Source organism: Arthrobacter sp. Cza30 (assembly GCF_059090765.1).
This window is the reverse complement of record NZ_JBNHGA010000003.1, coordinates 701137-714555: the sequence shown is the minus strand read 5'-3', so window position 1 is coordinate 714555 and position 13419 is coordinate 701137. Positions and strand designations below refer to the sequence as shown.

Sequence of the window (13419 nt, the reverse complement as noted above, 5' to 3'; positions counted from 1 at the left end):
ATGCCCGTCACCGATGTCACCACCGATCCCGAAGCGCTCACGATGACGTTGACCGCCGAGTTCGCGGCGCCCGTCGAGCGACTCTGGGATGCCTTCACCGACCCGCGCCAGCTCGAGCGCTTCTGGGGCCCTCCCGGCTGGCCGGCGTCCTTCACCGCGTTCGACTTCGCCGTCGGGGGTCACGCGCAGTACCGGATGACGGGGCCGCGCGGCGAGAAGTCCAGCGGCCGGTGGGAGTTCCTCGCCATCGACGAGCCGCGCCGCATCGAGGTGCTGGACGCCTTCGCCGACGAGGACGGACAGCCGATCCCCGACATGCCGGCGATGCGCATGGTGCTCACGTTCTCGCCGACCGCCGAGGGCTCCCGCCTCGACAGCATCTCGTACTTCACCTCGGCCGAAGCGCTCGAGCAGGTCGTCGCGATGGGCGCCGTCGAGGGCGCCACGATGGCCATGAACCAGCTCGACCGCGTGCTCGAGGGACTGCGTGCCTACGCCGCCGGCAAGGGCACCCAAACCGAGATCCTCGACGACACCCACGTGCGCATCACCCGGCTCATCGACGGGCCGATCGAGCTGGTGTGGCGCGCGCACCACGAGCCCGAGCTGCTGCGCCAGTGGATGCTGGGGCCGGACGGCTGGCGCATGTCGGTGTGCGAGCTCGACCCCACCGTGGGCGGACCCTACCGCTTCGAGTGGGAGCCGACCGAGGGCACCGAGGGCGAGCGCTTCGGCTTCGACGGCGAGACGCTCCTCATCGATGCTCCGCGGCGCGCCGTGACGACCGAGCACATGACCGGCACCGACTACCCGTCCACCCTCAACGACCTCAACCTCTACGAGGAGGACGGGGCGACGCTCGTCACGGTGCTCATCGAGTACCCCGACAAGGAGACCCGCGACCTCGTGCTTGCCACCGGCATGACCGACGGTATGGAAGCCAGCTACGCCCGGCTGGAGGGTGTGCTCGCGACGGTGTGAGCGGCCGTCGAGCGAGCCGCCGGATGAGACGCCCTCGGTCGGACCGGGGGCGTCTCGCCTTGCTCGCAGTCCGCCTTCAGGCGCGGGGACCGGCGGTGAGCGCCCGCTCTGCCGAGCGCATGTCGGTGATGACGATGTTGGGGATGCCGGAGCGCAGCACCGGCGCGAGGGCGTCCTCCTTCCCCGGACCGCCGCCGACCGCTACGCGCACGGGGACCGCGCGGAGCTGGCGCTCGGTGATGCCGATCACCCGCTCGCCGAGCGTCTCCACCGAGCGACCCTCCTCGTCGAGGAGGACCGTCCCGATCTCGGCCACGACGCCGCTCGCGCGCAACTGGTCCATCACTCCGAATTCCTGCGCCTGCCGGGCGAGCAGCGAGGAGTCGGGCCAGCCGCCGATCGTCAGGAAGGCCTTCGAAAGGTGGTCGAACCGCTTGAGCGTCCGCTGATTGGCGGGATGCCTCACGATCAGCGCCGCCTCGTCTGCTTCGACGAAGATCGGCGCGTACAGGGGATAGGTCGCCCCGTTGCCCGCGCGCCCGAGGTTGGCGATGGCCTCCACGCCGTCTTCCAGCCGCGGCGCGCCCACGCCGGTCAGCTGCACGACATCCACCCACGGGAGCTCGGGCACCTTCCGAGACAGCGCGACGAGAGTGCGACCCGGGGTCAGCCCGATCACATCATCCTGCTGCGTGTGCTCCACGAGGAACCGCGCGGCGACCTCGGCGACCATCTCGCGGACGTCGTCCTCCCGTGACGACGGAGTGATCACGACGATCGCCGAATCCAGTCCGAAGGCCTGCGCGAGGCGACGCGAGAGGTCCACGTCCACCGGGTCATCGGCGGCCGCGCGCACCTCGATGAGCCCGAGCTCACGCGCCCGTCGCACCATGCGTGCTGCGGCGAACCGCGAGACGCCGACCTCATCGGCGATGTCGTTGATCGGTCGCCCATGAGCGAGGTTCTGCAATGCCACGTACACGTACAGCACGCGCTGGTCGATGCTCAGGTCGCCGCTCATATGAGCACTGTACCTCCACATACGAGCGAACGCGGCAGGATATTGCGCGGCGCGGTGCCTGCACCCGCCGGCGCTGGGTCAGCGCCGCGACGACCAACGGAGGACACGTCATGAAACACAACAGCACGAACGCGGTCAGGCGGGGCCTGACCGCGGCGACAGGGATCGTTCTGGCTTCGACGATGATCGTCGGGTGCGCGGCCGGCGGTTCATCGCAAGGCCCCTCGACCGAGGTCGACGAGTTCGACTGGCGCAACTTCGAGGGGACCGAGCTCAACCTGCTGATGAGCGAGCATCCGTTCTCGAACGCGATCAAGGAGCACATCCCCGAGTTCGAGGAGCTGACCGGCATCTCGGTCAATCTCGAAACCCTCACCGAGACCGACTACATGGTCAAACTCCTCACTGAGCTGCAGTCGGGATCGGGCAGCTACGACGCCTTCATGACGTCGCAGCCGATGAACTACCAGTACGCCGCGGCGGGCTGGATCGAAGATCTCACGCCGTGGATCGAGGACGAGACCCGCACCGCTCCGGATTGGGACTTCGAGGACTTCTACCCGGCGCTCATCGAATCGCTCCGCTGGGACAAGACCGAGTACTCAGGCGCCGGCGAGGGCGGCCTCTGGGCGCTCCCGGTGAACGAGGAGGGCTATGCGCTCTTCTACCGCAAGGACATCCTCGAGGCCAACGGCATCGAAGTGCCCCAGACGGTGGACGAGCTCATCGCCGCTGCCGAGCAGCTGGACGGCACCGAGTTCGACGGCAAGACGATCTCGGGCTTCGTCAGCCGCGGCGACAAGACCTACCCCACGCTGAACCCCTTCAGCACGTTCCTCCTCGCCTACGGCGGCGCCGACATCGTCGACGGCAAGGCGGCGGTCAACTCCCCCAAGTCGGTGGCGGCGACCGAGAAGTGGGTCGAGCTCATGCAGTACGCGCCCGACGCGGCGAGCACGTACACGTGGTACGAGGCCCAGCAGGACTTCATCGCCGGCAATGCCGCGTTCTACATCGACGCGGACCACATGGCTCCCGACTTCGAGAAGAGCGCGATCGGCGGCAAGGTCGGCTACGCGCTGCCTCCTGAGGGCCCCGAGGGACGTGGGTCGAGCATGTGGGTGTGGTCGCTGGGCATGAACGCCGCATCCGAGAACAAGGACGCAGCGTGGCAGTTCCTCCAGTGGGCCTCCTCGAAGGAGACCCTCACCGCCGCCATCGCCAACGGCAACATGAACCCGACGCGTCAGTCCGTGGCGCAGGGCGAGGAGATGGCCGCCGCGACCGCCGAGTGGGGCGACTACAACGCCGTCTGGCAGGAGATCCTGGCGGACTACGCGAAGTGGGCCTACACGCCGTCGGCCACGTGGCCGGAGGTGGGTGACATCTGGACCGTCGAGATCCAGGCCGCCGTGCTCGGGCAGAAGTCCGTCGAACAGGCGATGGACGACGCCGCGACGCAGATCGACCAGCTCATCAACGAGTGACCCACCGCGCCCCCGACGGGCCCGCCGCGCGGGTCCGTCGGGGGCGCCCAAGGCCGGAGTCTGTCCCGATGAAACACAAGCCCTACCTGCCGTACCTGCTCGCACTGCCGGGGCTCGCGATCCTCCTCGCGGTCCTGTACCCCTTCCTCACCGGCGTGTACTGGTCGTTCACGTCTTATCGACTGACGCGAGGCGCCCCCGACTTCAACGGCGGCAAGAACTTCCTCAATCTCTTCTCCACCGGAGAAGGCTGGCACGCGATCGCGATCACCGTGGTGTACGCCGTCTCGGTCGTGCTCATCGAGCTGATCATCGGCATCCTGCTCGCCTTGGCCCTCAACCACGGTCGTTACGGGTCGTTCTTCCGCATCCTGATCGTGCTGCCGCTGCTGATGCCGCCGGTGATCGCGGCGCTGATGTGGAAGGTGATGCTCACCGAGAACGGCGTCGTGAACTGGATCATCGAGTCGCTCGGTGGTGAAGGATCCCTCTGGTTCAACGGACCCGACAGCGCTCTGTACACCGTCATGATGGTGGACGTCTGGCTGTACACCCCGTTCGTGGTGCTGCTGATGCAGGCGGCCCTGAAGAGCGTCCCGACCGAGCTGCGGGAGGCATCCGCCGTCGACGGTGCGAGCAATCTCCGCCACTTCTTCACGGTGACGCTGCCGCTCATCGTGCCCGTGCTCGTCGTCGTCGTCGCCTTCCGCGGCATCGACTCGCTGAAGATGTTCGACGTCATCTACACCACCACCAAGGGCGGGCCGGTGGATGCGACGACCAACCTGCACGTCCTGGCCTACCTCGAGGGGATCCGGAACATGAACTTCGGCGCGGCCATGGCGGCGCTGGTCGTGCTGTGGGCCATCTGCTACCTCATGTCGTTCGTCCTGCTGAAGGCCCGTCGCAAGGAGATCTCCGCATGACCACCGTCTCGTCGCGCACCCCCACCGACTCGCCGCGGCCGACCACCGTCTCGTCGCGCACGATCACCATCCCGTACGTCGGTCGCAGCTCGCGCAGGTCGCGGCGCACGCTCGGGCACACCCTCGTCGTGGCCGGCCTCGTGCTGTGGTCGCTGTTCACGCTGGCGCCGATCGCGTGGATCCTGCTGATGTCGTTCAAGACGCCGGACCAGATCGTCGCGAACCCGCCGGTGTTCTTCTTCAGCCCCACCTTCGAGAACTACCTCCAGGTGTTCAGCGGGCCGGAGTTCCTGACGCCGTTCGTGAACTCGCTCATCGTGACGTTCGGATCCCTTTTCGTCACCCTGCTCATCGGGCTGCCGACGGCGTACGCGCTCGCGCGCTTCCGGTTCCGGGGTCGCGAGAACATCGCCTTCGGCATCCTGTCGATCCGATTCGCGCCGGAGCTGCTCATCATCCTGCCGCTGTACCTCATCTTCCAGAACACGGGTCTGTCAGACAGCTACCTGGGGCTGATCCTCGCCTACCAGCTCGTGACGCTGCCGATGCTCGTCTGGATGCTGCGCTCCTTCATCGAGGACCTGCCCGGTGAGCTCGAAGAGGCGGTCGCCGTGGACGGGGGCACCCGGTGGACCGCGTTCCGCCACGTGCTCTTCCGCCTCATCGCCCCGGGCCTCGCCGCGAGCCTGATGCTCTCGTTCGTCTGGGCGTGGAACAACTACACCCTGCCGCTCGTGCTGTCGGGCCGGAACACGCAGACGGTCACGACCGGGCTGCAGCAGTACATCGGCTACCAGTCCATCGAATGGGGCCCGATGGCCGCCGCCACCATGATCTCCATCATCCCGGGCGTCCTGTTCGCGATCTTCTCGCTGCGGTGGATCGTCGGCGGGCTCACGGCGGGAACGGTCAAGGGGTGACCGGCGAGAACCCCCCGGAACTGACCAGCGTCAACATCAGGAAAGAGAAAGAGATGTCCACCGAATATCCCACCACCATGACGGCGAGTGTTCTCGCGGCGCCGCACGAGATCGAGCTGCGCACCGTCGACGTGCCCGCGCTGGGGCCGAACCAGGTCCTCGTCCGGGTCGAAGCCGTCGGCGTCTGCGGATCAGACACGCACTTCTACGAGACCGGTCACATCGGTGACATCGTGGTCAAGGGCGACGTCATCCTCGGGCACGAGTCGTCGGGCACGATCGTCGCGGTCGGAGCGGACGTGCCGCGTGAGCGGATCGGCGCCCGCGTGGCCGTCGAACCGCAGACGGTCTGCCGCCGGTGCGAGTACTGCAAGCGCGGCGACTACCACCTCTGCCGGTCGGTGGAGTTCTACGGCGCGTGGCCGTACCACGGCTCGTTCGCCGAGTACGAGGTCATCGACGACGACTTCGCGCACACGATCCCGGATCACATGACGTTCGAACAGGCCGCGATGGCCGAGCCGGTGTCGGTCGCCGTGCACGCCGTCCGCAAGGCGCGCATCACCGCGGGTGCGCGTGTTCTCATCACAGGCGCCGGCCCCATCGGGGTGCTCAACGCGCAGGTGGCCAAGGCCTTCGGCGCGGCCGAGGTCGTCATCAGCGACCCGGTCGCTCATCGCCGCACGTTCGCCGCGAGCCACGGGGCGGACCGGGTCGTCGATCCCGCACAGTTCGACTTCGCCGAGTATGACGAATACTTCGATGCCTACATCGACGCCTCGGGCAACGCGCGTGCGATCGTCGACGCCATCCCGACCGTGCGTCCCGGCGGCAGCGCTGTCCTGGTCGGAATGGGCGGCGACCGCCTGGAGGTCCCGATCGCGCTCATCCAGCACCGCGAGATCAACCTGACCGGCACCTTCCGGTACGTCAACACCTGGCCCACCGCGATCGAGCTCATCTCGTCCGGTGTCGTGCAGGTCGACGAACTCGTGACCGGCCGCTACGGCCTGCACGAGGTGGAGGGCGCCCTGATGATGGGCAAGACCGACCCGGTCGCCATCAAATCGATGGTCATCCCCGCGCTCACCGAGAGGTGAGCGAGCGCACGCCGCTGGCCGACCCGCGACCTCGGCTGGTCACACGTCTCCGCGAGGGCCAGGTCGTCGAGCTCGCCGGTGTGCTGTTCGATATGGACGGCACTCTGCTCGACTCGATCGGAGCGGTCGAAGAGGCGTGGATGCTGTGGGCGGGCGAGCTCGGAATCGAGGCACCCACCTCAGCCGGCCACGGCCAGACGGCCACCGCCTTGATCGCCTCCCTCGGCGTCCCGGAGGCTGACCGCGCCGCGGCCGAGCGGCGCCTGTCCGAGATCGAGTCCCGTCCCGGGCAGCGCATCGCGCCGCTGCCCGGGGCGCTGCCGCTGCTGCGGAGCATCCCGGCCGGCCGATGGGGGATCGTCACGTCGGCCGCGCCGTCCGTGGCGGCGGCGCGGTTGCAGGCCGGCGGCATCCCGGCGCCTGACGTGCTGGTCACCGCCGGCGACGTCGCGGCCGGAAAGCCCGCGCCCGACCCGTACCTCCGCGGCGTCCGATCGCTCACCGGCAGCGCCGGAGACGGGCTCGTGCTCGCCGTCGAGGACACGGTGGCCGGTCTGCGATCGGCGCGCGACGCCGGATGCCTCACCATCGGGCTCGCCGGCACGGCAGATCAGGCCGTGCTCGCCGAGGTGGCCGACGTGGTCGTCGCGACGCTGGAGCAGCTCACGGTCACAGCAGACGGCGATGGTCTGCGCCTCCGCATCACCGCATAGAGGATCGGCCGTCGCACCGCAACTCACCGGGCCGAGACATCCGGTGCCCCTACGATGTGACCCGTGGACTTCTCCTTCGCCTTCACGCCCGACCTCATCGCGGTCTTCCTGACGCTGTTCGTCCTCGAGATCGTGCTCGGTGTCGACAACGTCATCTTCATCTCGATCCTCGCCTCGAAGCTGCCGAAGGAGCAGCAGGCGAAGGCCCGGAACCTCGGTCTCACGCTGGCGATGGTCATGCGGGTGATCCTGGTGCTGTTCGCCGGCTGGATCATCACGCTGAAGGAGGACGTCTTCTTCATCGGCGAGATGGGCTTCTCGTGGAAGGACCTCATCCTCATCGCGGGTGGCCTGTTCCTCGTCTACAAGGCCGTCACGGAGATCCACCACAAGCTCGAAGGCGCCGAGGAGGAGCACGGTGCCGGCGGACGCAAGGCGATCACGTTCGGCTCGGTGATCGCGCAGATCCTGGTGCTCGACCTCGTCTTCTCGCTCGACTCGGTCATCACCGCGGTCGGGATGACCGAGAACCTGCTCGTCATCATCACCGTCGTCGTGCTGTCGTTCGGCATCATGCTGTTCGCGTCGCGCTACATCTTCGCGTTCGTGAACAAGCACCCCACGGTGAAGATGCTCGCGCTGTCGTTCCTGCTCCTCATCGGCGTGTTCCTGGTCGCCGAGGGCTTCGGGTTCCACATCGACAAGGCCTTCATCTACGGGCCCATGGCGTTCGCCATCTTCGTCGAGGGACTCAACCTGCTCTACGCCGCGCGCAAGGCCAAGCGCGAGCACAAGCGCCTGGCCGCTGTGCAGCTGCGCCCCCAGTACCCCGACGTGGACGAGTCAGTCGCCGTGCACGCGGCGCTGTCGAAGGGCCCGGGCGCCGGTTCTGTCGGCCTGTCGCGCAAGCCCGTCGCCGGGGATGCCGCGGACGCTGACGAGGCCCGGCAGGGCCTCGGCTGAGCCGCCGCCCGCGGGGCTGCGGCGGGGCCGCGGCATCTTTCACGGTTTGGGGCGCGTTCCGTACTGCTGGCGTGTGATCTCCGCGCCCCGAACCGACGGAACGCGCCCCAAAGCAGGGAACCCGGGTGACGCCGCAAACCTCAGGCGCGGTCGAGTGCGTCCTCGAGGGCGACCCACGCGAGCATCGCGCACTTCACGCGCGCGGTGAACTTCGACACCCCGGAGAGGGCGGCGGCGTCGCCGAAGACCTCCTCGTCGAGCGGGATCTCGCCGCGGGAGCGCATCGCCTCGCGGAACGATTCAATGAGCGCGGATGCCTCGGGCCGAGGCATCCCGTCCTCTTCGGCGACGAGCGAGGAGAGCATGGAGGCGGATGCCTGCGAGATCGAGCAGCCGGCGCCCTCCCACGTGACCTCGCGCACGGCCTCGCCGTCGTCGCTGAGGCGGACGCGCAGCGTGATCTCGTCGCCGCAGATGGGGTTGCGCTGGTGCGAGGTGGCGGCGCGGCCGGCCTCGTCCGCGAGTCCTTTGCCGTGCGGGTGCTTCGAATGGTCGAGAATGAGCTCCTGGTAGAGCGAGTCCAGGCCGCTCATGCGCCGGCTCCGAAGTAGCGCCGCACGCCCGAGAGGGCGTCGAGGAACACGTCGATGTCGTCGGGGGTGTTGTAGAGCGCGGTCGAGGCGCGCACCGATGCGGTGAGCCCGAAGCGGCGGTGCAGCGGCTGTGCGCAGTGGTGCCCGACCCGGACGGCGACGCCGCGCGCGTCGAGGAACTGGCCGACGTCGTGCGCGTGCACGCCGTCCACCTCGAACGCCCACAGCCCGACGCGGTCGGCGCCGTCGGCGTCGCCGAGCAGCCGGATGCCGCGCAGCGATCGGAGCCCCGCGCCCATGCGCTGCTCGAGCGCCTTCTCGTGCTCGTGCACGGCGGGCATGCCGACACCCTCGAGGTAGCGGACGGCGGCGGCCAGGCCGATCGCCTGGGACACCGGCTGGGTGCCCGCTTCGAACCGCTGCGGCGGCGGCAGGTACGACGCCTCGTCGAGCGTGACCGTCGTGATCATCGACCCGCCGGTGAGGAACGGCGGCAGCGCCTCGAGCACGTCGGCGCGCCCGTAGAGCCCGCCGACGCCGTACGGGCCGAGCATCTTGTGGCCCGAGAAGACGGCGAGGTCGACGCCGAGCGCCGGCAGATCCAGCGGCAGGTGCGGCGCAGACTGGCACGCGTCCAGGACGGTCAGTGCGCCGACCTCCTGCGCGAGGCCTACGAGCTCCCGCACGGGATTGACGATGCCCAGCACATTGGACACGTGCGGGAAGGCGACGAGCTTCGTCCGGTCGCCGATGACGGATGCCGCGGCATCCATGTCGATCATGCCGTCGTCCCGGACCCGGATGTGCCGCAGGGTGGCGCCGGTGCGCGCGGCGAGCTCCTGCCACGGGATGAGGTTCGCGTGATGCTCGCTCTCGGTGACGACGAGCTCATCACCCGGCTGCAGCGCGAAGCGCGCCGATGCCGGTGCTCCACGGCCGAGCGAGGCGTTGCCGATGGCGTACGCGATGAGGTTGAGGCCCGCGGTGGCCCCGCTGATCCACACCAGCTGGTCCGGGCGCGCTCCGACGAAGCGGGCCACGGTGGAGCGGGCGTCCTCGAAGAGCTCGGTGGCCTCGGCGGCGAGAGTGTGCGCGCCGCGGTGGACGGCGGAGTTCGCGCGCGTGAGGAAGGCGACCTCGGCGTCGATGACCGCCTGCGGCTTCTGGCTCGTGGCACCGGAGTCGAGGTACACGAGCGGCTCGCCGTTGACGCGCTCGCCGAGCAGCGGGAAGTCCGCGCGGACGGCGGCGAGGTCGAGGGCGGGCGCGGTGGAGGTCACGTTTCCAGGCTACGCGGGATGCCTGAGCCCGGGGTGGGTGCGTACCATCCCGGCTCTGCCAGACTCGGGACCGTGGACGAGCAGCTCTCCCTCGGAGCCCTCGCCGTGACCCTGGGGCTGGTTGCGGGCGTCCTGCTGTTCGTGCCGTTCGTCGCGGTGAGCTACCGCCGGCGCGGGGGCTTCGGCTTCGGGCGGTTCGTCGTGTGGAGCGCGGCGCTGGTCTACCTGATGGCCATCTGGACCTACACGCTGCTGCCTCTGCCGGATCCCGATGCGATCCGGTGTGCCGGGGTGAACCTCGACCTGTTCGCCTTCGCCGACGACGTCCGGGGCGCGATCGGTCGCCGCGGCCGTGCGGCCCTCGCGGATCCGGCCGTGCTCCAGCTCCTGCTGAACGTGCTGCTGTTCCTCCCGCTCGGGTTCTTCCTGCGGGTGCTGGCCGGCCGCGGCATCCTCACGGCCCTCCTCGTGGGCGCCGGGCTGTCGGCGTTCATCGAGGTCACTCAGCTCACCGGCGCCTGGGGTCTGTACCCGTGCGCGTATCGCGTGTTCGATGTCGACGACCTGCTGACCAACACGGTCGGCGCGGTGCTCGGTTCGCTGGCCGCGCTCGTGGTTCCGCGTCGGCACTGGGGCGCGCCACGGTTCGTCGACGCCGAGGACCCGCGTCCCGTCACCCGCGGACGCCGCTACCTCGGCATGGTGTGCGACCTCCTCGGAGCGTGGCTGACCGAGATCGCCGTCACCGTGGTGGTGCAGCTGAGTCTGTACACGCTCGGCGCGCGGTCCGCCGTCAGCGACGGCGGGGCGGCCGACGCGGTGGGCACCGTGGCTCCGATCCTGATCTGGCTGGTGGTCGTCGCGGCCACGGGACGCACCGTGGGCGACCTCGCCGTGCAGCTGCGGTTCACGGGCGGCCCGGTCTTCCTGCCGATCGCGAGAATGCTCCGCTTCACCGGCGGGATCGGCGGGTTCCTCGTGCTGCTGGCCCTGCCCGGAGCCTGGGGTGTGGTCGCGGGCGCCTTCGCCCTCGTGTCGGTCGCACTCGTCCTCACCACCCCCGATCGCCGTGGTCTTCCGGGGATCCTCTCGGGGCAGCGAGTGGTCGACGCCCGCGCGTCACGCGGCACGGATGCGTCGTCCGCCGGCTCCCTCGTGGACTGAGGGCACTCCTGCGGCGGTGGGCTGGGGCGCGACGGCCGGCGCCAGGAGTCGCCCTTGACGCCGCCGGTAGACTCCGGGAATGCGCACCAGGCCGGTGCTGCGTCCGATCGTCGACGGTGACGGACCGAGCGTTGCGGCATTTCTGCATCGCCACCTGAACCCGAGGATCCCGCAGCGGGAGTGGGGGCGGGCACTGTCCCCACCGTGGCCGAGCGCGGTCCCCCACCGCGGGTATGTCCTCGTCGGCGCCCGAGGCATCGTCGGCGCGAGCGTGGTGATGTGCTCCGAGCGGGAGTGGGCAGGCCGGCGATACACCGTGGGAAACCTCGCCGCGTTCAGCGTCCTGCCGGAGCATGGCGTGGACGGGATGCGGATGCTGCGCAGGCAGCTGCGGGAGCCGAGCATCGTCTACACCGACCTCGCGCCGACCGCGCGGCTGGTGCCCATCAACGAGAAGCTCGGTTTCACGCACCTCGACACGGCGGCGCGCGTGGCGCCGAACCGGCCGAGCAGGCCGAGCCGGGGCGTGACCGTGACGAGCGACGCGGCGACGGTGGCGCGCACCCTCACCGCTCGCGACGCGACCATCTACCGCGACCATGTCGCGGCGCCCGCGACGCGCCACATCGTCGTGTCGGAGAAGGACATCTGGGCCTACCTCGTGGTCCGCCGGCAGCAGTGGTCGCGGTGGCGCCACCGGCCGCTGATCGCGCTGCCCCTCTATGCGGGAGGGGACCGCGGGCTCCTCCGCCGGCGCTGGCCGCACGTTGCCTCGCACATCCTGCGCAGGCACGGGCTGGTCGCGACATACGCCGAACGCCGCATCCTCGGCTTCACGCTCCCGGCAGGAGCCGACCGGCGGCCCTCCCGAAAGCGGATGGTGTTCGGCCACGGCATCCCGACCGACGAGATCGACTACCTCTACAGCGACCTCGCCCTCTTCGAGGCGATCTGACCCGGCGCCTCGATCGGGCCCCGCGCGCGGATCGGCGGCCGCGGCATCCGATCGTCAGGCGGCCGGCGACCCGAGGAACTCGCGCGCGCCGACCACGAGCGCCTCGACACCCCGCGAGAGAGTCGGCTGCAGGACCGGGGCGAAGAACGGCGAGTGGTTCGTGGGGATGTCGCGCTCGATCGCGTCGGCGGCCAGCGCCTCGGCATACGCCGTCGCGTCGACGCCGCCCCAGAACCAGAACACCAGCGGCACGCCGGCCTCGCGGGCGAACCACGACACGTCCTCGCTGCCGGTGAACATGCCGGGGTCGACGACGGTTCCTTCGCCGAACGCGGCCTCGAACGAGTGAACCAGCCGCGCCGTGGCGTGGACGTCGTTGATCGTCGGAGGAAGGGTGTGGAGGGTCTGGATGACCGGCGGCTGCTCGGCGCCCGAGGCCTGGGCCTCCGCGCGCACGATCCGCTCGACCTTCTCGAGCACGCGGGCGCGCGCCTCGTCGTCGGGGTAGCGCAGGCTCAGCTCGAGCCTGGCCTCGGCGGGGATGATGTTGTTCTTCAGGCCCGCGTGGATCGAGCCGACGGTCACGACGGCGACGTCGCGGGGGTCGACCTCGCGCGACACGATCGTCTGCAGCCGCATGACGGTCGCGGCGGCCATGACGACCGGGTCGATGGTCGCCTGCGGGCGGGAGCCGTGCCCGCCGCGGCCGAGGAGCGTCACCGTGAGGCCGTCGGATGCCGCCATCTGCGTGCCGCTGCGCACCCCGATGGTGCCCGCCGGGAGCGGGGTGACGTGCTGCCCGAGCACGATGTCGGGCTTGGGGAACCGGTCCAGCACACCGTCGGCGATCATCGCCTGGGAGCCGGCCCCGTACTCCTCGGCAGGCTGGAAGACCGCGACCACGGTGCCCGACCACTCGCTCTTGGTCGCCACGAGGCGCTCGACGGCGCCCAGCAGCGCCGCGACGTGCATGTCGTGGCCGCACGCGTGCATGACCGGCACATCGAGTCCCGCGGGGTCGGTGCCGCGCGCAGTGCTCGCGTACTCCAGGCCGGTGCGCTCCTCGACGGGCAGGCCGTCCATGTCGGCGCGCAGCCACACGACGGGGCCGTCACCGGTCGCCCCCGCGCCTGTTGGAGGGTTGCGGATGACGCCGACCACGCCGGTCTTGCCGATGCCCTCTTCGAACTCCACACCCAGCTGCTCGAGGTGCCGCGTGATCACTCCGGCCGTCCGCGTCTCCTGGAACGACAGTTCCGGATGCCGGTGCAGGTCCATGTAGAGCGCTTCGAGGTCGATCGTCATGGGTCGAGCCT

At 69.7% G+C, this 13419-nt stretch carries 13 protein-coding genes; 9 read left to right on the top strand and 4 right to left on the bottom strand.

Annotated elements, in window-relative coordinates:
* A complete protein-coding gene (locus AC5RVZ_RS12780; RefSeq protein ID WP_494066134.1) occupies positions 1-981 on the top strand; it encodes an SRPBCC family protein in 981 nt (326 codons plus the stop codon).
* Positions 982-1057: 76 nt separating this feature from the next.
* Here AC5RVZ_RS12780 and AC5RVZ_RS12775 read toward each other — a convergent pair whose 3' ends face one another.
* Positions 1058-2002 (bottom strand): sugar-binding transcriptional regulator, encoded by a 945-nt coding sequence (locus AC5RVZ_RS12775; protein ID WP_494066133.1) that lies wholly within the window; start codon positions 2000-2002, stop codon positions 1058-1060.
* Between the two features lie 110 nt (positions 2003-2112).
* Here AC5RVZ_RS12775 and AC5RVZ_RS12770 point away from each other — a divergent pair, with 110 nt between their 5' ends.
* The 6 genes from AC5RVZ_RS12770 to AC5RVZ_RS12745 all read left to right on the top strand — a co-directional run bounded on the left by AC5RVZ_RS12770 (position 2113) and on the right by AC5RVZ_RS12745 (position 8111).
* Positions 2113-3489 (top strand): ABC transporter substrate-binding protein, encoded by a 1377-nt coding sequence (locus AC5RVZ_RS12770; RefSeq protein WP_494066132.1) that lies wholly within the window; start codon positions 2113-2115, stop codon positions 3487-3489.
* Between the two features lie 68 nt (positions 3490-3557).
* Entirely contained in the window at positions 3558-4415 is an 858-nt protein-coding gene (locus tag AC5RVZ_RS12765; RefSeq protein WP_494066131.1) for a carbohydrate ABC transporter permease, read from the top strand.
* Positions 4412-5335 carry a carbohydrate ABC transporter permease gene (locus AC5RVZ_RS12760; RefSeq protein WP_494066130.1) on the top strand — a complete coding sequence of 308 codons (924 nt, stop codon included), beginning with the start codon at positions 4412-4414 and terminating at the stop codon, positions 5333-5335. The genes AC5RVZ_RS12765 and AC5RVZ_RS12760 overlap by 4 nt, the downstream gene beginning before the upstream one ends.
* A 53-nt stretch (positions 5336-5388) precedes the next feature.
* On the top strand, positions 5389-6435 hold the full coding sequence (locus AC5RVZ_RS12755; protein ID WP_494066129.1) for an NAD(P)-dependent alcohol dehydrogenase: 1047 nt from the start codon (positions 5389-5391) through the stop codon (positions 6433-6435).
* Positions 6432-7148 (top strand): HAD-IA family hydrolase, encoded by a 717-nt coding sequence (locus tag AC5RVZ_RS12750; protein ID WP_494066128.1) that lies wholly within the window; start codon positions 6432-6434, stop codon positions 7146-7148. Before AC5RVZ_RS12755 ends, AC5RVZ_RS12750 begins: the two co-directional genes overlap by 4 nt.
* Before the next feature lie 63 nt (positions 7149-7211).
* The gene (locus AC5RVZ_RS12745; protein WP_494066127.1) at positions 7212-8111 is read left to right on the top strand and encodes a TerC family protein; all 900 of its coding nucleotides are present in this window, start codon (positions 7212-7214) and stop codon (positions 8109-8111) included.
* Between the two features lie 140 nt (positions 8112-8251).
* Here the strand turns inward: AC5RVZ_RS12745 and sufU are convergent, their stop codons facing one another.
* Entirely contained in the window at positions 8252-8704 is a 453-nt protein-coding gene (sufU, locus tag AC5RVZ_RS12740; protein ID WP_494066126.1) for a Fe-S cluster assembly sulfur transfer protein SufU, read from the bottom strand.
* The gene (locus AC5RVZ_RS12735) at positions 8701-9984 is read right to left on the bottom strand and encodes a SufS family cysteine desulfurase (protein ID WP_494066125.1); all 1284 of its coding nucleotides are present in this window, start codon (positions 9982-9984) and stop codon (positions 8701-8703) included. Before AC5RVZ_RS12735 ends, sufU begins: the two co-directional genes overlap by 4 nt.
* A gap of 72 nt (positions 9985-10056) precedes the next feature.
* On the opposite strand from AC5RVZ_RS12735, the gene AC5RVZ_RS12730 reads away from it, so the two are divergent.
* Positions 10057-11148 (top strand): VanZ family protein, encoded by a 1092-nt coding sequence (locus tag AC5RVZ_RS12730; protein WP_494066124.1) that lies wholly within the window; start codon positions 10057-10059, stop codon positions 11146-11148.
* Positions 11149-11227: 79 nt separating this feature from the next.
* The gene (locus AC5RVZ_RS12725) at positions 11228-12103 is read left to right on the top strand and encodes a hypothetical protein (RefSeq protein WP_494066123.1); all 876 of its coding nucleotides are present in this window, start codon (positions 11228-11230) and stop codon (positions 12101-12103) included.
* Positions 12104-12157: 54 nt separating this feature from the next.
* Here the strand turns inward: AC5RVZ_RS12725 and AC5RVZ_RS12720 are convergent, their stop codons facing one another.
* Complete coding sequence (locus AC5RVZ_RS12720; RefSeq protein ID WP_494066122.1) at positions 12158-13408, bottom strand: amidohydrolase; 1251 nt, start codon at positions 13406-13408, stop codon at positions 12158-12160.
* Positions 13409-13419 lie beyond the last annotated feature (11 nt).

Bases quoted from the DNA above. Each gene is read 5' to 3' on its own strand.
- AC5RVZ_RS12755 (WP_494066129.1), top strand. From the start codon at position 5,389: ATGTCCACCGAATATCCCACCACCATGACGGCGAGTGTTCTCGCGGCG.
- sufU (WP_494066126.1), bottom strand. From the start codon at position 8,704: ATGAGCGGCCTGGACTCGCTCTACCAGGAGCTCATTCTCGACCATTCG.
- AC5RVZ_RS12780 (WP_494066134.1), top strand. From the start codon at position 1: ATGCCCGTCACCGATGTCACCACCGATCCCGAAGCGCTCACGATGACG.
- AC5RVZ_RS12725 (WP_494066123.1), top strand. From the start codon at position 11,228: ATGCGCACCAGGCCGGTGCTGCGTCCGATCGTCGACGGTGACGGACCG.
- AC5RVZ_RS12775 (WP_494066133.1), bottom strand. From the start codon at position 2,002: ATGAGCGGCGACCTGAGCATCGACCAGCGCGTGCTGTACGTGTACGTG.
- AC5RVZ_RS12770 (WP_494066132.1), top strand. From the start codon at position 2,113: ATGAAACACAACAGCACGAACGCGGTCAGGCGGGGCCTGACCGCGGCG.
- AC5RVZ_RS12720 (WP_494066122.1), bottom strand. From the start codon at position 13,408: ATGACGATCGACCTCGAAGCGCTCTACATGGACCTGCACCGGCATCCG.
- AC5RVZ_RS12760 (WP_494066130.1), top strand. From the start codon at position 4,412: ATGACCACCGTCTCGTCGCGCACCCCCACCGACTCGCCGCGGCCGACC.
- AC5RVZ_RS12765 (WP_494066131.1), top strand. From the start codon at position 3,558: ATGAAACACAAGCCCTACCTGCCGTACCTGCTCGCACTGCCGGGGCTC.